This window comes from Nitrincola nitratireducens, assembly GCF_000585235.1.
Classification (GTDB): Bacteria; Pseudomonadota; Gammaproteobacteria; order Pseudomonadales; family Balneatricaceae; genus Nitrincola; species Nitrincola alkalisediminis.
In genome coordinates, this window is sequence record NZ_AONB01000002.1 from 200848 (window position 1) to 220639 (window position 19792).

18 protein-coding genes are annotated in these 19792 nt (G+C 47.6%); 9 read left to right on the forward strand and 9 right to left on the reverse strand.

What is annotated here, in order from left to right:
• The first annotated feature begins 70 nt into the window (after positions 1 to 70).
• From dctP to D791_RS03410, 3 genes are read left to right on the forward strand one after another with little or no spacing between them, the layout of a single operon-like run.
• Positions 71 to 1096 carry a TRAP transporter substrate-binding protein DctP gene (gene dctP, locus D791_RS03400; protein ID WP_036507788.1) on the forward strand — a complete coding sequence of 342 codons (1026 nt, stop codon included), beginning with the start codon at positions 71 to 73 and terminating at the stop codon, positions 1094 to 1096.
• Between the two features lie 57 nt (positions 1097 to 1153).
• Positions 1154 to 1666, forward strand: a complete 513-nt coding sequence (locus tag D791_RS03405; protein ID WP_036507791.1) for a TRAP transporter small permease — start codon at positions 1154 to 1156, stop codon at positions 1664 to 1666.
• 33 nt (positions 1667 to 1699) lie between these two features.
• The gene (locus D791_RS03410; RefSeq protein WP_036507793.1) at positions 1700 to 2998 is read left to right on the forward strand and encodes a TRAP transporter large permease; all 1299 of its coding nucleotides are present in this window, start codon (positions 1700 to 1702) and stop codon (positions 2996 to 2998) included.
• Between the two features lie 48 nt (positions 2999 to 3046).
• Here the strand turns inward: D791_RS03410 and D791_RS03415 are convergent, their stop codons facing one another.
• A complete protein-coding gene (locus D791_RS03415; protein ID WP_051514097.1) occupies positions 3047 to 4069 on the reverse strand; it encodes a GlxA family transcriptional regulator in 1023 nt (340 codons plus the stop codon).
• A gap of 324 nt (positions 4070 to 4393) precedes the next feature.
• Between D791_RS03415 and D791_RS03420 the strand changes: the two genes are divergently transcribed.
• Positions 4394 to 5125, forward strand: a complete 732-nt coding sequence (locus tag D791_RS03420) for an AzlC family ABC transporter permease (RefSeq protein ID WP_081763702.1) — start codon at positions 4394 to 4396, stop codon at positions 5123 to 5125.
• A 7-nt stretch (positions 5126 to 5132) separates the two neighbouring features.
• A complete protein-coding gene (locus tag D791_RS03425; protein ID WP_036507794.1) occupies positions 5133 to 5456 on the forward strand; it encodes an AzlD domain-containing protein in 324 nt (107 codons plus the stop codon).
• Positions 5457 to 5648: 192 nt separating this feature from the next.
• Here D791_RS03425 and D791_RS03430 read toward each other — a convergent pair whose 3' ends face one another.
• From D791_RS03430 to xdhA, 7 genes are read right to left on the reverse strand one after another with little or no spacing between them, the layout of a single operon-like run.
• Entirely contained in the window at positions 5649 to 6839 is a 1191-nt protein-coding gene (locus D791_RS03430; RefSeq protein ID WP_036507797.1) for a urate hydroxylase PuuD, read from the reverse strand.
• A 3-nt stretch (positions 6840 to 6842) separates the two neighbouring features.
• Positions 6843 to 8144 (reverse strand): guanine deaminase, encoded by a 1302-nt coding sequence (guaD, locus tag D791_RS03435; protein ID WP_036507801.1) that lies wholly within the window; start codon positions 8142 to 8144, stop codon positions 6843 to 6845.
• Positions 8145 to 8147: 3 nt separating this feature from the next.
• Complete coding sequence (gene uraH / locus D791_RS03440) at positions 8148 to 8489, reverse strand: hydroxyisourate hydrolase (RefSeq protein WP_036507804.1); 342 nt, start codon at positions 8487 to 8489, stop codon at positions 8148 to 8150.
• A 16-nt stretch (positions 8490 to 8505) separates the two neighbouring features.
• Positions 8506 to 9012 carry a 2-oxo-4-hydroxy-4-carboxy-5-ureidoimidazoline decarboxylase gene (gene uraD / locus D791_RS03445; RefSeq protein ID WP_036507806.1) on the reverse strand — a complete coding sequence of 169 codons (507 nt, stop codon included), beginning with the start codon at positions 9010 to 9012 and terminating at the stop codon, positions 8506 to 8508.
• The gene (gene xdhC, locus D791_RS03450; protein ID WP_051514104.1) at positions 8999 to 9850 is read right to left on the reverse strand and encodes a xanthine dehydrogenase accessory protein XdhC; all 852 of its coding nucleotides are present in this window, start codon (positions 9848 to 9850) and stop codon (positions 8999 to 9001) included. The genes uraD and xdhC overlap by 14 nt, the downstream gene beginning before the upstream one ends.
• A complete protein-coding gene (gene xdhB / locus D791_RS03455; protein WP_036507808.1) occupies positions 9847 to 12192 on the reverse strand; it encodes a xanthine dehydrogenase molybdopterin binding subunit in 2346 nt (781 codons plus the stop codon). The genes xdhC and xdhB overlap by 4 nt, the downstream gene beginning before the upstream one ends.
• Entirely contained in the window at positions 12185 to 13651 is a 1467-nt protein-coding gene (gene xdhA / locus D791_RS03460) for a xanthine dehydrogenase small subunit (RefSeq protein WP_036507811.1), read from the reverse strand. The genes xdhB and xdhA overlap by 8 nt, the downstream gene beginning before the upstream one ends.
• A gap of 381 nt (positions 13652 to 14032) precedes the next feature.
• Here xdhA and D791_RS03465 point away from each other — a divergent pair, with 381 nt between their 5' ends.
• Genes D791_RS03465 through D791_RS03475 form a run of 4 tightly spaced genes read left to right on the forward strand, consistent with a single transcriptional unit; the run spans position 14033 to position 18255 of the window.
• Positions 14033 to 14686, forward strand: coding sequence for an ABC transporter ATP-binding protein (locus tag D791_RS03465; protein ID WP_036507813.1), 654 nt, complete (start codon positions 14033 to 14035; stop codon positions 14684 to 14686).
• Positions 14686 to 16077, forward strand: coding sequence for an FtsX-like permease family protein (locus D791_RS18765; RefSeq protein ID WP_051514106.1), 1392 nt, complete (start codon positions 14686 to 14688; stop codon positions 16075 to 16077). The genes D791_RS03465 and D791_RS18765 overlap by 1 nt, the downstream gene beginning before the upstream one ends.
• Positions 16074 to 17204 (forward strand): ABC transporter permease, encoded by a 1131-nt coding sequence (locus D791_RS18770; protein ID WP_051514116.1) that lies wholly within the window; start codon positions 16074 to 16076, stop codon positions 17202 to 17204. The genes D791_RS18765 and D791_RS18770 overlap by 4 nt, the downstream gene beginning before the upstream one ends.
• Positions 17194 to 18255, forward strand: a complete 1062-nt coding sequence (locus D791_RS03475; protein ID WP_036507816.1) for a lipocalin-like domain-containing protein — start codon at positions 17194 to 17196, stop codon at positions 18253 to 18255. Before D791_RS18770 ends, D791_RS03475 begins: the two co-directional genes overlap by 11 nt.
• Before the next feature lie 62 nt (positions 18256 to 18317).
• Here D791_RS03475 and D791_RS03480 read toward each other — a convergent pair whose 3' ends face one another.
• Positions 18318 to 19610, reverse strand: a complete 1293-nt coding sequence (locus tag D791_RS03480; RefSeq protein WP_036507820.1) for an NCS2 family permease — start codon at positions 19608 to 19610, stop codon at positions 18318 to 18320.
• Between the last annotated feature and the right edge of the window lie 182 nt (positions 19611 to 19792).

The following is a 19792-nucleotide window of genomic DNA, read 5'->3' on the forward strand; positions in this document are numbered from 1 at the left end:
TTAATTAAGCCCCGGGATGATACAAAAAAATAATTATTAAAGGTAAAACAACCTCACTGGAGAGCGCAGTATGTTAGTAGCTAAATCAAAAACTGTAAAAACATTAACAGCATCTATTGTGGCATTATCCGCGATGGCATTTTCTGTGTCGTCGTGGGCCAGCGAACGTGTTCGATTGAGCATAGCAACCGAGTCGGGTGACGTAAGCTCACCTAACGGTCAGGCTGTTAAGCGTATAGCCGATTTAGTGTCTGAAAAATCAGATGGACGAATCTCAATCAATGTATTTTATCAGGGTCAATTAGGTGGGCCGCAGGAGCTGTTTGATCAGTTGGTCAGAGGAAACGTTGATCTTTTCTTGGGATGGCCGCAAACGTCTTATGATATGCGTCTGGGTGTGCTCACACTACCCTATCTAACCTTGAGCTGGGAGGAAGCGCTGGAAGCCTACAGCAAAGATGGTTGGGTTTCCGAAGTGATTAATCCTATTCTTTCTGGCATGGGGTTAGCGTATTTAGGGCCTTTCCCTGAGGGATTTGGTGGTGTGGCAACAGCTAAAAAATATGCAACGAATTATGATGATGCACGCGGCATCAAAGTAAGATCTGCCCCTATTTTCCCATTGCCACAGACGGTGCAAGCGATGGGTTTTCAGGCAGTTCCAATCGACTGGTCAGAAGTTTATACCTCAATTCAAACGGGCGTTGTAGATGGTGACTCAAGCAACGTTATCTATTGGGATTATACCTACTTTAATGATCTTTTAGATTATTTTGTTCATACCAAGCATAACTTTTCATTCTATACTTTCTTGATGAATGAAGATTCTTGGAATGCTCTCAGTGAGTCTGACCGTGCAATTGTTGCAGACGCGGTCGAAACGGTGGTAAATGAGCAGTTCAAAAATGCCAGATCTGAAGATGAAAAATGGATCCAAAAGGCTCAAGAAGATGGGATGCAGTATATTGTTCCCACGGATGAAGAAATGAGTGCTTGGGTCGAGCGTGTTCGTAGTGATGTATGGGAAAGAGCGGAAAGAGCAATAGGTAAGGATATTATGGACGTCGTCAGAGCTAATGCAGAGCAGGTGCAGTAAAAATAGTGACTTAGAGAGACTGGATGTTTCTCTAGGTCATATTATATAGGTATGATTATGAATGTTATAATAAAAATATCTGTCTTCATTGAAAAGCTTATCGCTAATTTGATGAGTGGGGTAGTTGTTATTTTCGGTCTTTTTATTGCATTTTCTATGGTATCAGGAATTGTATTAAGAACGTTCTTTGATATTCAGATGTTTGGCCTTGAAGAACTAATATTAATTGCTGCAATGTGGGTCTATATGTTAGGTGCTGCATTAGCATCTAGAGAAGGATCACATTTAAGTGCAGATTTCTTTCAGACATTTTCAAAAAATGAGAGCGTTAAAATTACTATCCGACTTATAGTTGGATTGATCTCTGTTGTTATGGCTTTGTACTTTGTTAGTTGGAGTTATAATTTGTTTTCCTGGGGTTTTCAAAGAAAGCAGGTGACCCCTGTTTTTAGTATCCCTCAATATGTTTCTCAAGTGAGTCTTCTTGTTGCAAGTGTATTAATATGCTTGTATGGAGCAAGAGATCTTGCTAGAGATGTTCTGAAATTACTAAGAATAAAATTTCAATGATTTTTACGTGAATATTATTAAAAGGTTTTTATCATGGGTGCTTTATTAGCCATAGGTGTTGTTATCCTGTTAATGTTTATAGGGGTGCCTGTCGTTTTTTCTTTTGCTGCAATGACTCTAGTATTATCCTACGTATATAGCGTTGATATTTCATCATTAATGACGACAGGTTTTTGGTCAATTAATTCTATAATACTTCTAGCGTTACCTTTGTTTGTAATGACTGGTTATCTTATGCAGTCTGGCGGGATTGCAGTTCGTCTTATACGTTTCATTGAAGCTGTTATTGGATCTTCGCGAAGTGGAATGGGGACCTCAATGATCTTGGGGTGTGGTGTCTTTGGTGCCATTTCAGGAACAGCTTCTGCTGCTGTCGCATCCATCGGAACTGTCATGATAGACCCTATGGAAAAGCATGGCTATAAGCGCTCATACTCTACTGCACTAGTCGGAATTTCCTCATTATTAGGGTTGCTGATTCCTCCCAGTATTACGATGATTCTTTATGCTGTCGTTACAAGGCAGTCTGTAGCTGCTGTCTTTCTTGCTACCATAGGGCCAGGAATTTTATTAATAATTCTCTTGTGTATTATCAACGCTATTAAAATGCGAGTTAACCCTGATTTTGTTCCTGAAAAGATAGCGTTGAGTCAAAGGTTTAAAAATATCGGGATTACAGGATTTAAGGCTTTTCCAGCGCTGATGTTACCAGTTATTATTTTAGGTGGAATTTATGGAGGATTTTTCACACCGACTGAAGCTGCAGCTATTGCTGTTGTGTATGCAATTCCTGTTGGTCTCTTTGTCTATCGTGATTTGAATATAAAGCTGTTGGTTGATTGTTTAGTTAAAGCAGCAACTACGACAGGTGTTATCATGATTATTTTACTCTTTTCATTTGTTGCAAGCCGTATTTTTACCTTTGAACAAATCCCACAGCAGTTGACGGAAGTGTTGATGGACGTGTTCGAAAACAAATTGTTAATATTACTGATGGTCAATTTATTCCTGATTTTGATGGGAATGATTATGGATGATGTTAGCGTCGTAGCAATTTTAAGTCCACTTCTCTTACCGGTTATGGAGAGTATTGGGATTCACCCTGTTCACTTTGCTGCAATTGTTGGAACGAGTGTAGTCATAGGTTGCAACAGCCCCCCAATGGCACCCATTCTTTTTATGAGTTGCCGTGTAGGGAAGGTTGGTATGTCAGAGGTGATTAAGCCAGCATTTAGTTTTATGTTGTTGGCTGCACTACCAGTGATGTTGATAACAACCTACTGGCCCTCACTTTCCTTATTTCTTCCTCGATTATTAGGATATATTGCATAAAAGTGGACCCTTTGTAGCCAAGGGCTAATCAGCTCTTGGTTACTTTTTTTAACTGCGAATACTAAAGCGAATTTTTTTCGGAGATAAACCGAATTTTTTTCGGAAAGCTCTGCTAAAGTGTGTGGGGCTTATGAAACCACAGGCGACGGCAATTTGAATCACTGGCATATTTGTTTGGAGCAACAAACGCTTTGCTTGCTCAAGGCGTAATTCGATATAGTATTTTGAAGGTGATACATTGAGATGACGCTCGAAATAGCGTTCTAGTTGTCGGCGAGATAAATTAGCGTATTGCGCAATGTCCTCCAGTGAAAGAGGCTCCTCAATATTATTCCTCATGAGCTCAACCGCTAACCGAAGATTATAGGGTAGTTGTGACTCCTTCCCGTGTCTGACCAAGTTTGCACCATCAGACACAGGGACATCACAAGCCAGTATAACTTCGACACTACGTTTAATCGTCTGTCCAAATATGTGCCCACATACTTCAATCATCATTTGCATTGCACTGCTTGGACCTGCGCTACTAAAAATGCGCTCATGTATTACGTAGGCTTTATCACTTGGGTGGGTAGTAGGGCAGTTTTCAGTCAGAAGTGCAAGGCTCTCAGGGTGAATGCTTACCTCTGTACCACGGAGCAATCCTTCTTTGGCGATATAGTAACTCCCATTCCATAGACCTCCTAACCACATGTTTTCTTTAACCGCTAATTTTATGAGCGCTTGAATACCTGAATTAGGTGATAGAGAAGTGCGATAGCCTCCACAAATAATTACCATATCTAGAGAGTGTGTTATTGATAAGCATGGAAAAGACTCAACAACGACTTCAATCCCTATATCACTCATAACTCTAGTTGAGTCAATTTGATTGCCATACATGATTTTCTCAATTTGGATCGATGGACTGACGAGTTGTGCGGTAACTAGGGCGTCTACAGCACTTGTAAAGGAGGCCATTGAAAAGTTTTCAAGCAAAACGAATGCAACCCTAAGCTCTTGAAATAGATTTTCATCCTGTGCGGTGGAGTTTTCAATTTTTTTTATTGGTTTAATTGTCGAAGATATCATGTATAACCTGTTAGATTGAGGTGAAGCTCACTGATAGAATCTAAAATAATCGCAATTCCCCTCTTACCAGATTACAGCTTCATCCCCATAGATCACAAACAATTTTTGATAGGCTGTAATGATAACAATCTGTTATGACGCTTGTACTTTCTTAATTTTCGATTTGTAACGATTGTTAATAACCTGAAGTTATGATTTGTGCCTAAATAAGATCATTTGCAGTTGCTTGGTTAAAAACATACCGTAGACTACTGTAGTTAATCCTTTACTCTGATAACTTAAATCATTTTTCAGATTTGATCAGTCCTAAGTGAGTTTCTTGTAATGATTCGAAAAATTAATCCGATGAATGGTAGTTATAAGGTTTATTTCTTTTCAGGTGTTCGTGACTTGTTGCCAATGATTCCTGGTATTATTCCGTTTGGACTAATTACAGGTGCATACAGCTCAAATCTAGGTTTTAGTTTCGATATGACGCTGTTTGCAACTTTATTGTTCTTTGCTGGTTCGGCACAAATTATAGCTTATCAACTTATTCAAGATGGTGCATTACCAATAGTAATATTTTTTACTGCGATGATGGTTAACATACGCTTTATGATTTACAGTGCAGCATTTGCTCCCGTTTTTTATACTTTAAAAAACTACCAGAAGTGGATTCTTGCTTACTTGCTTAGTGATCAGGCATATGGGCTATGTGCTTCGCGCTTTCTAGCCAGTGATCATGGTCGAGACAAGCTCTTCTACTATAGTGGAGCAGCCATTTCCATGTGGTTTGTCTGGATTGTTTGTGTCCTTATTGGGCTAAGAGTTGGCGAAAGGATTCCATCCGAGTGGTCATTAGAGTTTGCAATACCACTTGCGTTTTTGGCAATGCTTGTATCCGTTTTACGCGATTTTATTACTTTTATGACAGCAATAATGTCGGCCTTTATTGCAATAATTCTTTCTCAACTTCCGTATAATCTTGGTTTTCTTATTGCTATTGTAGGAAGTGTCGTTTTTGGTGTTAAAATAGAGTCTTTTATTTTAAATAAAATCAATTTCAAGAAATGAAAAATCTATGATTAATGCTTCGGTTTGGTATCTTTTTATTGCAATAGGTATTGGTACTTTTGCAATAAGATTGTCATTTATTCAGCTCTATGGTCGAAAAGGTTTTAATATAAACCAATATGAAAGAGTATTTTTGCTGTTAGCGCCAGCAGTCCTTTCTGCATTATCAATTCCTGCAATTTTATCTCAAGGCTCTACTGACCTGAGCGAGATTAGTATTGAAAAACTATCTGCCGCTATCGTTACTGGCTTGCTTGCATGGTATTTTAAAGGTGTTTTCTGGCCATTAATACTAGGTATGTTAACTTTTTGGCTGATCAGATACTTATGACAGATTCTTTTAGTCAAAAATAGTAGATCAATGGCCAGAGTATCGCAACTCAATTTGTTCATTTACCTTAGAGTCAGAATTGTGAGAAATTTTTGTACTTTTTGGGTCTGTTTGAGAAAGATTTGTATTTTCCTCAACTCGAGCGGCAACCACTCAATAAATAGCCGTCCCTGGCTAGGAGCTGTCTGAGCGTTAAGACCGCTTACGCTGAATCCACTCGCCTAATAAAGCGCGCTCTTCCAGCGTCATCTGCGTTTTGTTCAAAAAGGGCATATCGTGCGTCTGAATGCTTCGCGCTTCTATCCGATCCAGCATGCGCAAAATATCGGGCCCTGTTTCGAGCATGATACCGCCGGGCGAAATGGCAAAGATATCGTCGGTGGGAGCACGGCTGTGACAGGTTGCACAGCGTTCAATCACGATGGCAAAGGCTTGTGAGTCGTTTAATTGCGCATCACCTATATCGGCCTGTTGAATTGGTTGAGGCTGTGCCACTATCGCGAGTAGAACAAAGGCGCCAAACGCCGAGATCAATATCCAAGGCTTCACAATCCCACGATGACGTAGATTGAAAAAGTGCCGTGCCCAAGCGCCAATGAGTGCCAAGGCACCTAAAATAGCCCAACCGTACTCATGGCCATAGGTCATGGGTGAGTGGTTGCTGAGCATGATGAACAAAACAGGTAGGGTGGCGTAATTGTTATGGGTCGAACGGCGTTTTGCGTTCACTCCATAAATAGGATCGGGCGCTTCACCCTTTTCAACCGCACTGACCAACGCTCGTTGTGAGGGCATAATGGTCGTAAACACGTTGGCGGCCATACAGGTTCCGATTAACGCGCCAATATGAATATACGCCGCTCTATCGCCAATCACCTGACTCAGCGCCCAAGCTAGGAAGGTAATGATCGCCAATAAGACAAGGCCTAATATCAGCTCTTTATCCACTAAGGGCGTTCGACACAACAGCTCATATATCAGGTATCCCACCCCAATGGTACCTAGCCCGATTGCAATCGCCTGCCAAGGTGCGAGATCCGCTTTGGCGGGATCAATCATGTAGCTGCTGGCACCCACATAGTACATGAGTGTCAGCAGAAGCATACCCGTGATCCAGGTTGAGTAGGCTTCCCACTTAAACCAGTGCAGATGCTTGGGCATTTTTTCAGGGCCGAGCTGGTACTTAGCCACTTCATAAAAGCCGCCGCCATGGATCGACCATAGATCTCCCTTGATTCCTTTATCTTTTTTCCATTGAGGCGGCTCTTCCAAGGAATTGTCTAACCAGACAAAATAGAAGGAGGCTCCAATCCAGGCAATGGCGGTGACGACGTGCAACAGCCTGAGTAATAAATGCAGCCAATCAGATAAATAAGGATCCATCGCTTAGTTCTCCCGCTGATAGGCTTTGCTGCCCAAGATGTAGGTGGCTTCAATCAGTCGATCATCACCGAGCATGCTTAATACAAATAAGACCTCGTTGAGTGTTTGACAGGTTCCGGTTCTAAACGCCATGAGGGGAGTTGATTTCAGATTGATGACGACAAAGTCAGCCTCTTTCCCCGGTAAAAAGTTGCCCAGATGTGTCTCCAGTGATAAGGCTCTCGCACCGCCTAGCGTCGCTAGGTAAAAGCTCTGATCAGGGGCTAATGAGACACTTTGCAACTGTTGGATTTTGTAGGCATCCCCCAGCGTTTGGAACATAGAAAAACTGGTACCGGCACCCACATCGGTCCCTATGGCAAAGCGAACACCTTGAGCGTGCATGCGCTCCATGTCAAACAAACCTGAACCTAAAAATAAGTTGGATGTCGGGCAATGGGCGAGCACTGTACCGGAGTCTGCTAAGCGTTGGCAGGCATGTTCTGATAAGTGGATACCGTGTGCGTAAATGCTCTTGGGGCCAAGCAGCCCGAATTGCTCATAGGCATCCAGATAATCGCGTGCATTTGGAAACAACGTGGCAACCCATGCCAGCTCATCACGATTTTCAGCGAGATGGCTTTGCAAGTAGACACCTGGGTAGTCTTGCAATAGCTGCCCTGCTTTTTGCAGTTGTTCAGGAGTGCTGGTGGGGGCAAAGCGTGGGGTAACGGCGTAGTGAAGGCGGCCTTTTTCATGCCAGCGCTCGATCAGCTCAGCGGAGTCGTCATAGGCTGATTGGGCGGTATCCGTTAAAAAGTCAGGCGCATTGCGATCCATCATTACTTTGCCCGCTAAAAGGCGCATGTCCTGTGCTTGCGCGACTTCGAAGAGGGCATCAACCGACTGTTTATGCACCGTACCAAAGACCATTGCGGTGGTGGTGCCGTTGCGCAGCAGCTCATCAACAAAAAATGTGGCGATGGCCTTGGCATAGTCTTTGTCAGCGAATTTACGTTCGGTTGGGAAGGTGTAGGTGTTTAACCACTCCAAGAGTTGGCGTCCATACGCCGCAATCATTTCCGTTTGAGGGTAATGGGTGTGCAAATCGATAAAGCCCGGCATGATTAAATGACCGCTGTAGTCTTCAACCGTAATGTGGCTATCCAGGGTTTTGATGAGGTCGGAATAGGGACCTAAGGCAGCAATGCGTCCATTTTCGATCAGCAATAAGCCATCTTCAAAATACTCGCGAGCCGATTCACCCTGAAGGCGAGGATCATCGAGGTAATGTAAAATCGAGGCGCGAAAGGCGTGTGACGTCATAGGTTAGGAGCCTCGGTAGGTTGAATAGCCAAAGGGACTGAGGAGCAGGGGGATATGGTAATGTTCACCCTCGCCCGATAGATTGCATTCAATGTCCACCTGTGGATAAAAAACCGATTGTTGATGTTCGATAAAATACCCATCTAAGCTAAATCGCAAACGATAGCGGCCCTCGCTAAGGCGTTGAGAAGCGGGTAAAAGATCCGATACACGTCCGTCTGCATTGGTGATGCCTGAGGCGATCTCAATCCATTCGGCCGCTTGCCAATGGCTAAGGACAATCGGAATGCCAGCCGCAGGAAGTCCGCGACTGGTATCTAAAACATGGGTGGTGATTTGGCTCATGGTAAAATCCTGCAGCTTAAGTCGATAACATTTTTTGTAAACGGATCTGAGTAATTTTATTTTGCTCTGCCGCCGCAATTGCCAATTCATCATCGGGTGCATTATTCAAACGTGCGTTGAGTAAGCTCAGCATCTCTTCTGCACTTTTTCCTGTCGCACAGACAATGAAAATATAGCCAAAACGAGCTTCATAGGCGGCATTGCCCTCGGCCAACGCGAGGAGTGTTTGCTCATCCGCGTCAGAAACGGCTGCCTGTTCGCCCGCTGCCAAGGCTGTGGTGTTGGCGTATTTAGCCCGCAAGGAGCTGACATCGCCAATTTTTGGATGACCTTCAAAGGCTTGCAGGTAATCGGTTCGGTCGAGTCCTTGCCAGCAGGCCTCGGCAATTGCGTAAAGTTCGTGTTCGTATTCAAATGGGCGTGCACCTAGCATGCGCACCACCCAGGCCTCACTCACACAGCATTGGCGCAGTGCGTTGGCAGCGGCCAGTGTGTCCAGTTGGTTAAATTCATTGAGTGTCATGGGCTGTCTCGTTTAGTGTATCCGTCAATTGATGAAGGTCGCCTGTATTAATGTTGAGGGGTAAAGGGTTTGCTTGGGCGCTGTAGACCTCGATCAGGCGGCTAGCAATCGATACCGCAACCTCCATTGGGCGTTTTCCTCCCGTCCCTTTTATGCCAATCGGACATTCGATGCCGTGTATCTGCTCGGAAGAAAAACCTGCGCGCTGCAGGCGATGACGAAAGCGAGCGGCTTTGGTTTTGGAGCCAATCAAGCCGAGAAAGCCTTCATGCTGTTGTGCGAGTGCCGCCGTGCAGATTGCGTAATCCTGAGCATGGCAGTGCGTCATGATGAGGATCACGGCTTGTTTGGGGATTTTCTGAAAGACCTCCGTTGGGTCTTGTACTCTATAGGGGGTGCGATTGGGTTCGTTTTGTTGTGGTAAAAACCCTTCTCGCGTATCGACCCAATGCAGGTGAACGGGCAATTCAGATAGGATCAAACTCAGCGCTTTGCCCACGTGGCCGGCACCAAACAGCCACACCTGTGTGCTGGTGTTTACAAAGCATTCAAAGAGTAAAGTGGCGTGTCCACCGCAGCATTGGCCCATGGCGGCGGCCAGTGGGATTTTCTCGATGCGTTGACAGGCGTTTCCTTCGGCTAAGAGTTGGCGTGAAAACTCAATGGCATGTTGCTCTAGGTTTCCACCGCCGATGGTGTCAATCGCGTGCTCAGGGGCAACAATCATCTTGCTACCAGCATTGCGAGGGACCGAGCCTTCGGTGTTGATGACACTGACCAGCACATGAGGCAGCCCCTCGCGTTGATAATCGGCTAAGGCATCGCTCCAACGAATCATTCAGCCTCCTTAGCCGCAAAGCGAAGCGCATTAATGGCTGTAAGCACACGCTCAGGCGTCGCCGGGGTATCGAGATCGGGACTTATGCGGTAATCACTCAGGCTGCTGATGGCATCTCGCAGGGCTGACCAGACCGAAATGGCGAGCATAAAGGGGGGTTCACCCACAGCTTTGGAATGGTAAATGGTCGCTTCAGGATTGGGTTGTTCGTAAAGGGCAACATTGAAAATGGGCGGAGCATCACTGATGGCCGGAATTTTATAGGTCGCGGGTGAGTTGCTCAGCAGTATACCGTCTGGATTCCACACCAACTCTTCGGTGGTTAACCAGCCCATGCCTTGAATAAAGCCACCCTCAATTTGTCCAATATCGATTGCAGGGTTCAAACTTTGGCCTACGTCATGAAGGATGTCGGTTTGCAACAGACGGTACTCGCCCGTTAAGGTGTCGACCAATACTTCAGACACCGCCGCTCCCATGGCAAAGTAAAAGAATGGGCGGCCTTTGGCTTGAGTGCGGTCATACCAAATCTTCGGTGTTTTGTAGTAGCCCGTGGCCGATAAGGGCACTCGCGCCAAATAGGCGTCTTGCACCACTTCCGCAAAGTGTTTTGAATCTGTGTCTGTCCACCAGATGCGGTCGTCCGCAAAGCGCAGTTGCTCAACATCGATTGACAGTGTTTGCGCTAGATACTCGGCTAGGCGTTGTTTCAAAATGAGCGCTGCTTGTTCGGCAGCTTTGCCGTTTAGGTCGGTGCCACTGGAGGCCGCCGTGGGAGAAGTGTTGGGCACTTTGTCCGTGCGCGTAGCTGTGACCAAAATGTGCTCGCTGCTGATCCCTAAACACTGCGCAACAATTTGCGACACTTTGGTATGCAGCCCTTGTCCCATCTCGGTGCCACCGTGATTTACCTGAACACTGCCATCCGTGTATAGATGAATCAATGCGCCAGCCTGATTCAAGTGCTGCACGGTAAATGAAATACCAAACTTAACAGGCGTAAGCGCCAAGCCTTTTTTCAGAACAGGGCTCTTGGCATTCCAGTCACGGATCGCGGCTCGGCGAAGCCAATACTGGCTACTCTCTTCTAAGGTCTCGATAATCTGATGTAGGGGCGCATAGTCCACGTCTTGATGATAAGGCGTGACATCGCGCTCGGCTTGGTAAAGGTTGCGTTTGCGTATGTCCAAGGGGTCACAGCCTAAGTGACGGGCGATATCATCCATGGCGCGTTCAATAATCATCATGCCTTGCGGCCCACCAAAGCCACGAAAGGCCGTATGTGAAACCGTATTGGTTCGCGCGCGGTGGCCTTGAATGCGGGCATTGCTTAAAAAGTAGGCGTTGTCCGCATGAAACATGGCTCGATCGACGATGGCATCGGTTAAGTCAGGCGAGTGCCCGCCATTGCCAATGACCGTGATGTCGGCGGCTAAAATGCGGCCTTGATTATCCGTGCCTATACGGTAGTGATTGACAAAAGGATGGCGTTTGCCGGTCATCACCATATCGTCGATACGGGGCAATCTGAGTTTTACGGGCCTCTGAATCTTGTTGGCCACCAACGCCGCTAAGCAGGCCCAGGGTGCGGCTTGTGTTTCTTTGCCGCCGAAGCCACCGCCCATGCGTCTCATATCAACGGTCACACGGTTAAACGGGATGTGCAGGACCTCTGCGACCAGTTTTTGCACTTCGCTCGGGTGCTGGCTGGATGTATAAATGAGCATGCCGCCCTCTTCGCAAGGCACGGCCATAGACACTTGGCCCTCGAGGTATAAATGCTCTTGTCCACCAACATACATCTTGCCCTCAAGACGAATCGGAGCGCTGCTTAGGGCGAGATCTATGTCTTCCCCTATTTGCATCTGATGGCTGGGTCTGACCAGTTCGCCAGCGGCAACTGCGGCCTCAGCGTCAAGTTGTGGAGGCTCCTTTGCGTACTCAATCACGGCTAAACGGGCGGCTTGGCGCGCTTGGCGTTCGGTCTTGGCTGCGACCACAGCAATCGGTTGGCCTGCGTAGGCAATGATGTCGCTGGTTAAAATAGGGTCACCTGGAAATACCGGACCAATATCCGTAATTCCAGGAATATCGTCCAATGTAAGCAGGGTGACGACGCCGGGCGCATGTAAAACGGGGGTTAAATCCAGACGGGTAATCTTGCCCTTGGCAACAGTGCTACGTATCACAGCGGCGTAGATGAGCCCCTGCGGCTCGCGAATGTCGTCCACGTAGATGGCACTGCCTGCGACGTGGCGCTCGGCACTTTCATGGGGGATTTTTTGACCTATCCCTGAAGGAATCGACGCCGATGCTGTATCTAACGTGGTTAAATTACGCATAATGGCTAACCTCCAGTGATGTGCCTGTCTGGTATTCGTGCACTGCGCGGGCGAGTAAATTGGCGGCCACCTCCAGTCGGTACTGAGCACTGGCTCTGACATCGGTTAAGGGCGAAAAGTCTTGTGTTAGTGCATGCTGTGCCGCTTGGATGCCTTCTAGGGTAAAGGCTTGACCTAACAGGGCCTGCTCAGCATGCAAGGCGCGTGCTGGTGTTGCGGCCATCCCCCCGAAGCCTAAACGCGCGTCCGAGATACACCCCTTGTCATCTAATCGAATGCGCAAGGCAAAGCACACAGCCGAAATATCATCATCAAGGCGTTTTGAAATTTTATAAACTTTAAAAACGTCAGCGGGGTCCAGTAAGGGGATGCGAATACTTTCAAGAATGCCAGCTTTGGGTAGGCAGGTTTGTCGGTAGCCCGTAAAAAAATCCTTAATCGGTAGCGTTTGCTGTCCCTCGGGAGACACGAGCCTTAACTCAGCATCAAGGGCTAAGAGTACAGGGGGTGTATCGCCTATAGGAGACGCATTGGCAATGTTACCGCCAAGGGTGCCTTGATTGCGAATTTGTTGTGAACCTAAACGCACAAATAGGGCAGCTAGAGGGGGGAAGTGCATTTTCATCTGTGCATGGCATTCTTGATAGGTCACTGCTGCGCCTAAAATCAGAGCCTCATCCGTCACCTCAATGCGCTTAAGCTCAGCCACCTTGCCTGTATAGATAAGCTTAGGAATATCCTTAAGTTGTTGGGTGGTGTCCAGCGCAAGGTCAGTGCCACCCGCCACTAAGCGTGCATCGGGATGCGCCTCAAGCCACTCGATTAACTCGCTCAACTGCGTGGGTGAGTGAAAAAACGCAGAAGATGCTGTTAAGGAGGGCTGGGGCACATTCGTTTGAGCGGACGCTTGCAGGGTGAGCAAGGCCTCTCGAATTGATTGAGTCTGTTCTGTGAAGGCGTCAGGTTGGGTGCTGAGGGATAAAGCCGCATCGATAATGGGTCGATAGCCCGTGCATCGACAGAGGTTGCCGCCTAAATGCTCGTTGATCTCTTCTCGTGTCAGACGTTCTTGCTGTGTTAGCTGTTCACGTTGCTTGTAAAGACTGAATAACGACATGACAAAGCCAGGCGTACAAAAGCCACACTGAGAGGCATGATGATCGACCATCGCTTGTTGCACAGGATGGAGCTCGCCCGTTGAGGAGCTCAAGCCTTCAACCGTAATGACTTGTCGACCCTCTAAGCTACCAAGATACGTGATGCAGCTGTTGACGGTTCGATAGGTTAGCCCATCGGGACTCGGGTCAGCGACGACGAGGGTACACGCACCGCAGTCACCGGATGCACAGCCTTCTTTGCTACCACGGTGCATCAACTGAGTGCGTAAATACTCTAAAAGCGTCGTATCTGGTGCAAAATTTTCAACCGTCAACTCTTCTTGATTTAGTATGAATTGCATCCCGAGTCATCCTTAAATTGAATGGTGTTTTTAACCTATTGATAGTTAAGTTTATTTTATTGCGTGCATGACATGTTTGGTTTAATGGCTAAAAAGAGCCGATGCTTCAGTACAACTATAGATCAAAATAAACTTGTCTGACTGGTCAAGTATTGCATTAATCTTGCCAGTTTTCGAATGCTTGGCGAAAACTGTCGAAAATAATTGAAATGAGCGGGACACATTTTTTGCCCTGTGTGTCGAATAAAGATAGATCTCTGTGCACTTAAGCACCAATCTCTCTTGCGGTGCGTAGCGAGAAACGAAAGAATCAAGGGCGTAAATGGTGTTCAACGTAATAACTCGAAATGGGTTTAAATCCAGCGATTAAGGATAAGATAGATGCTGCAAGTGACGCACTTAGCGAAGTCTCATCAGACGCCACAGGGCCCGCTACAGTTGTTTAGTGATGTGCATTTTAACCTTCACGCCGGGGAAAGTGTCGCCTTAATGGGCGAATCTGGGTGTGGTAAATCCACACTGCTGCACATGGTTGCAGGCCTTGAGCAGGCCGATAAGGGGCGCATTTTGATTGCAGATCAAGATATTTGTCAGATGAATGATCGCCAGAGGTCTCAGCTTCGACGCGATCAGTTGGGCATTATTTTTCAGCAGTTGAACTTGATACCGAGTCTGACCATTTATGACAATCTGGTCTTTCAGGCACGCCTTGCGAATAGAGTCGATGATGCCTGGCTAGCCTATCTTGTCGCCAGTTTAGGGTTAGAGACACTCCTGACACGCTATCCGGCACAGTTATCGGGGGGACAGCAGCAACGCGTGGCGATTGGGCGTGCGCTGGCGGCGCGTGCACCTCTATTATTGGCCGACGAGCCCACTGGCAGTCTTGATGAAGTCAATGCTGAACAGGTGATCACGCTCATGCTGGCGCTGGTTAAAGAAACGGGGACAAGCTTACTCATGGTGACACACAGTTCTTTGCTGGCGGCACGGTTGGATCGTTCATTGACCTTAAGCCAAGGACAACTCAAGTAATGCGCCTTCGGATGCCTTCCTTATGGATATTGCACGCGTTGCTCAGTCACTGGTGGCGACACCCGGTTCAACTCAGCACGCTTGTTTTAGGATTACTGGCCGCGACCGCGTTGTGGAGTGGCGTACAAGCGCTGAATCAGCAGGCGCGACTGAGTTACGATCAGGCAGCAGCTCGATTCGATAGCCTCAATCAAGCGCAGATCGTCAGTGCTGGTGATCAACCCATTCAAGAGTCCGAGTATATTCGTTTGCGACGCCTTGGTTGGGCAGTGACGCCCTTGGTCGAGGGGGTATTGTCGTTAGAGATTTTATTTAAGCTAGAGGATTTGCCAGAAAAGGATGTCAAGATTCAGATTGTTGGCATTGACCCAATGACCCTACAATCCCTGAATAGATCTGATCAAGGTTCAACGGGCTTACCGGACAACTTGTCTTTAAACGACTTTTTAACGCCTCCTTGGCAGGTGTGGATGTCGCCCGCTACGGCAGAAGGTTTAAGGCCGCTGCTTGCGAAGGCTAAGGCAGATGGATTTCCCTTTAATCCGCAGGGTGAAAAGGTCAGCATTCATACCAGCACGGCGTTGGCGCATAACGAGCTGATCACCGATCTCTATTTAGCTCAGCACTGGCTGGGAATGGAGGGGCTGCTCTCGCGTTTACTGCTGCTAGACGCAGACAACCCCTCTGCGTTACCTGAGGCGTTAGCGTCGACTCTGCGCCTAGTGCGGCCACAAAGTGATCATGATATTTCGCGTTTAACGGCTAGCTTTCACCTCAATCTAAGTGCATTAAGCCTGCTGGCTTTTTTGGTGGGATTGCTTATGGTTTACTCGGCCATTCATCTAGCGCTCACTCAGCGTTTAACCTTGCGTCGTATTGTATTCAGTTGCGGTGTTAGTCAGCGTGAGTTGATGGCGTGGTTACTGCTAGAGCTCTTACTCCTGAGTGGCTTGATTGCTCTTCCGGGGTTAGTGGCTGGCTATTGGATCGCCACTCTTTTATTGCCTGATCTGTCGGCCAGTCTTGCTGGCTTGTACGGTGCTCAAGTATCAAGTGAGCTACAGCTGTCTTGGCAATGGTGGCAGCAGGGGGTGTTCATGGCGTGGGGTGGCACTTTAATTGCCGCAATCGTGCCTTTGATCAAACTCATCAAACAGGATGGTGTTCATTTAGGTCAGTCAATGCCATCGCTAAATGATCAACGACGGCTTAAAGGACTAAGTATATTGGGGCTTGTATCTCTCCTGATGGCAGTCCTCACTGCAGGGCTAGGTCAGTCCTTACTCAGTGGCTTTTTACTCTTAGCCTTGGTGTTTTTGAGTGCAGCCCTGTTGATGCCCGTGATCTTGGATAGCTCCTCAGCCTCTGTCAACGTTCGGCTAAATCAATGATCACTCAGTGGCTCTGGGCGGATGCACGCTTGCAAGTTCCGAACCTAAGCGTTGCATTGGTGGCACTCTTGCTTGCCTTGTCGACGAGTATTGGTGTGGGAGGCATGGTGGAAGGGTTTCGTAACACCTTCACCGGATGGCTCGATCAGCGTCTTGCTGCCGAAGTCTACGTGCGCACAGACAGTGAAGGGCAAGCTCAGCAAGTGACACAATGGTTGGCAGGCACTCCAAATGTGACGGCTGTTCTTCCATCGGCGAGGGCTGCGACCCAACTTGAAGGAGTCCCCATTGAGTTACGAGGCTTTCAGGTGCATAGCACCTATGTCGACCACTGGCCCCTTCTGAGCGAAGCACCACAGGTATGGCAAGCAATAGAAAGCGAGTCTGCGGTCATGATCAATGAACAGTTGGCACGACAGCTCGCGCTTAATTTAGGCGATTCGATTGCATTGCAGGGGATGCAGCAGCGTGAATTTACCATCCTTGCCATTTTCAGTGATTATGGCAACCCTAAGGGGCAGGTGATGATGTCGCTGGATACCCTGTATCACAACTGGCCTGATGCTGAACGTGGAAGTTTTGCACTGCGTGTGGAGCCTTCTCAGATAGATGGATTAATATCGGCTCTGAAAGAAACGTTCGGGTTTACGGGGACACAAGTCTTGGAGCAGCAAGCGGTCAAGCGTTACTCGTTGCAACTGTTTGAGCGCACCTTTGCCGCGACTCAGGCTCTAAACCTGTTGGTACTGGCGATTGCGGCCATTGCACTTTTTAGTAGCCTGCTGACCTTATCGAATATGCGCTTAACGCAGGTTGCGCCGATTTGGGCCTGTGGTGTCTCGCGTCGACACTTGGTGCTGATTGAGTTGCTGAGACTGTTAGCGCTTGCCTTGATCACGGCTTTGTTAGCCATCCCCTTGGGTTTAATCATTAGCTACTGCTTGGTGAATGTGATCAATATCCGCGCCTTTGGTTGGGCACTTCCTTGGCAGATGTTTCCACATCAATGGTTTTACTTAACACTTGCTGCACTGGTGAGTGCAGGTTTGGCGGCGCTGATTCCCATTTTAAAATTACACTTTTGCTCACCCGGTGAGCTGTTAAAAGGCTTTCGTGATGATCAATAAAGTCGACATCCTACTGATGCTCTTGTGGGCTTTGGTGGGCTGTGAACCTGCTCCCTCGACACACGGCTTTGCTGGGCTTGGATCGGATGCAACAGGGTTTGCTCAGGTCGAGCCTGACGCTGAAATTGGCTATCCTGAGGCACTCAATCAGCACCCGGATTTTCGTATTGAGTGGTGGTATGTCACAGCCAATCTAGAAAGTGAGTCAGGTGAAACACTCGGCATTCAATGGACCTTGTTTCGTCAGGCCAATTCACCGTCACCCCAGCGCGAAGGGTGGGCGAATCAGCAACTCTGGCTTGGGCATGTTGGGCTCACACGTGCCAATCAACATTTCTCGGCGGATCGATATGCACGTGGTGGTGTGGGACAAGCAGGGGTTGCAATGGACCCCTTCACGGCGTGGATCGACCATTGGGCAATTCAAGCAGACGATCAGGCCCGTGAGTTCACATTGACGGCACACACACCTGAGTTTAGTTATGACTTGGTGCTAGCCAAGGTTGGACCTCCCGTGTTGCAGGGTAATCAGGGGGTTAGTGTGAAATCTCCGCAAGGCCAAGCCTCGTATTATTTGAGCTTACCTTTTTTGCAGGTCTCAGGTTCAATCCAAATAGGCGATGAGACGTTGAGTGTCACAGGTGAGGCTTGGCTTGACCGAGAGTGGAGCAGCCAACCCTTAGCCGAAGATCAAGAAGGCTGGGATTGGTTTTCGCTCCATCTGGATCAGGGGGATAAGTTGATGTTGTTTCGTCTTCGTCATCGTCAAAGCCAAGACTACTTTTCCGGCACCTATATTTCAGCCGATGGCACGGCGCATCCTTTACAACCCAATCAAATTCGAATGCAGCCGTTACGTCAACATTCTGTTGCGGGCAGACGGCTTCCGGTTGAATGGCAGCTGAGCGTCGACGATTTCGGTATTGACCTGCGCACGCAAGCACTGAATCCGAATGCTTGGATGGCAACAGGTATCGCCTATTGGGAAGGCCCTATTCGTTTTGAAGGGAGTCATTCGGGCAAGGGCTATTTGGAAATGACTGGGTACTGAGCGAGGATTTACCTAAAAAACGGCCACATAGAGTGGCCGTTTTGATGAGTAGGCTGTTGTGTTTAGGGGAAGAAAACAAACTTAATAATGAAAAAGGCGGCTAAGGCATAGACGCTGACGCTGACACTTTTTCCCTGACCTGACAATAGCTTGATGATGGCGTAGCTGACAAAGGCCAAGGCAATACCGTGAGCAATCGAAAAGGTTAACGGCATGGTCAATGCTGCAATTAGCACGGGGGCGGCTTCGGAGACATCGTCCCAATCGACCTTAGATAGGCTGCCTGTCATTAAAACCGCAACATAAAGCAACGCCCCTGCCGTGGCATAGGCTGGGATTGAACCGGCTAAAGGGGCGAAGAACAAGCTGATCAAAAACAACACCGCCACTACAACCGCTGTTAACCCCGTGCGCCCACCTGCGGCAACACCCGATGCACTTTCAATGTAGCTGGTGGTCGATGATGTACCTAAGCCTGCACCAATAACCGTCGCCGTTGAGTCAGCAAGTAAGGCTTTTTTGATGCGGGGGAGTTTGCCGTCTTTATCCAAGAGCTTGCCGCGCTCACCCACACCGATCAGGGTACCTGAGGTATCAAATAGATCGACAAACAAAAAGGCGAATATGACGCTGATCATACCCACTTCAAATGCACCCGCAATATCCATTGCCATGAAGGTAGGCGCAATGGAAGGTGGCATAGACATTAACCCACCAAACTCATTGTGTCCTAAAATCATCGCGACAATCGTAACACTCAGAATCCCAATCATCACGGCACCTGTCACTTTTAAGTAAGCCAGCGCTGCAATGATAAAAAAGCCCAAGAAACCGTAGATCGCGGATGGGCTTGAAAGATCACCGAGTGTTACGAGGGTGGCAGGGTGTTGCACAACAATTCCGGCATTTTTCAGCGCAATGATAGCCAAAAATAGACCGATACCTGCGGCAATACCGAGCTTGAGTGAGGAGGGAATGGAGTTGATCACCCACTCGCGTATAGGAAACACACTGATCAGGATGAACAGTACGCCGGACAGAAAGATCGCGCCGAGTGCGACTTCCCAAGAATAGCCCATGCCCAGCACCACACCGTAAGTGAAAAAGGCATTTAAGCCCATTCCTGGTGCAAGCGCGATCGGATAATTTGCATAAAGCCCCATAATTAAACAGCCAATCGCGGCTGCAAGACAGGTGGCAACAAACACAGCACCCTGATCCATGCCGGTTTGGGCCAACATCGAAGGGTTAACAAAAATGATGTACGCCATCGTCAAAAAGGTGGTGATGCCGCCTAATACCTCGTTTTTCACCGATGTATTGTGGGCTTGGAGCTGAAAGAGTCGTTCAAGCATAGGGATTCCCTTTTAGAGTTTTCTGCCACAGCTGGGCATGATCAGCATAATTATCTCGTCGTAAAGACCGAGTGTCTGAGAACTTAATGGCAAATCTCATGCCAAAAAATTGATCGACTGGTCAACTTAATAAGTTAGACGATGATGCGTATAATACAACGTATCCTGCGTATAATTTTATG

Coding starts and splice junctions, on each gene's coding strand:
- D791_RS03465 (WP_036507813.1), top strand. CDS start 14,033: ATGCTGCAAGTGACGCACTTAGCGAAGTCTCATCAGACGCCACAGGGC.
- D791_RS03420 (WP_081763702.1), top strand. CDS start 4,394: ATGATTCGAAAAATTAATCCGATGAATGGTAGTTATAAGGTTTATTTC.
- D791_RS03415 (WP_051514097.1), bottom strand. CDS start 4,069: ATGATATCTTCGACAATTAAACCAATAAAAAAAATTGAAAACTCCACC.
- D791_RS03405 (WP_036507791.1), top strand. CDS start 1,154: ATGAATGTTATAATAAAAATATCTGTCTTCATTGAAAAGCTTATCGCT.
- D791_RS03410 (WP_036507793.1), top strand. CDS start 1,700: ATGGGTGCTTTATTAGCCATAGGTGTTGTTATCCTGTTAATGTTTATA.
- xdhA (WP_036507811.1), bottom strand. CDS start 13,651: ATGCAATTCATACTAAATCAAGAAGAGTTGACGGTTGAAAATTTTGCA.
- D791_RS03425 (WP_036507794.1), top strand. CDS start 5,133: ATGATTAATGCTTCGGTTTGGTATCTTTTTATTGCAATAGGTATTGGT.
- guaD (WP_036507801.1), bottom strand. CDS start 8,144: ATGACGTCACACGCCTTTCGCGCCTCGATTTTACATTACCTCGATGAT.
- D791_RS18770 (WP_051514116.1), top strand. CDS start 16,074: ATGATCACTCAGTGGCTCTGGGCGGATGCACGCTTGCAAGTTCCGAAC.
- D791_RS18765 (WP_051514106.1), top strand. CDS start 14,686: ATGCGCCTTCGGATGCCTTCCTTATGGATATTGCACGCGTTGCTCAGT.
- uraH (WP_036507804.1), bottom strand. CDS start 8,489: ATGAGCCAAATCACCACCCATGTTTTAGATACCAGTCGCGGACTTCCT.
- xdhB (WP_036507808.1), bottom strand. CDS start 12,192: ATGCGTAATTTAACCACGTTAGATACAGCATCGGCGTCGATTCCTTCA.
- uraD (WP_036507806.1), bottom strand. CDS start 9,012: ATGACACTCAATGAATTTAACCAACTGGACACACTGGCCGCTGCCAAC.
- xdhC (WP_051514104.1), bottom strand. CDS start 9,850: ATGATTCGTTGGAGCGATGCCTTAGCCGATTATCAACGCGAGGGGCTG.
- dctP (WP_036507788.1), top strand. CDS start 71: ATGTTAGTAGCTAAATCAAAAACTGTAAAAACATTAACAGCATCTATT.
- D791_RS03475 (WP_036507816.1), top strand. CDS start 17,194: ATGATCAATAAAGTCGACATCCTACTGATGCTCTTGTGGGCTTTGGTG.
- D791_RS03430 (WP_036507797.1), bottom strand. CDS start 6,839: ATGGATCCTTATTTATCTGATTGGCTGCATTTATTACTCAGGCTGTTG.
- D791_RS03480 (WP_036507820.1), bottom strand. CDS start 19,610: ATGCTTGAACGACTCTTTCAGCTCCAAGCCCACAATACATCGGTGAAA.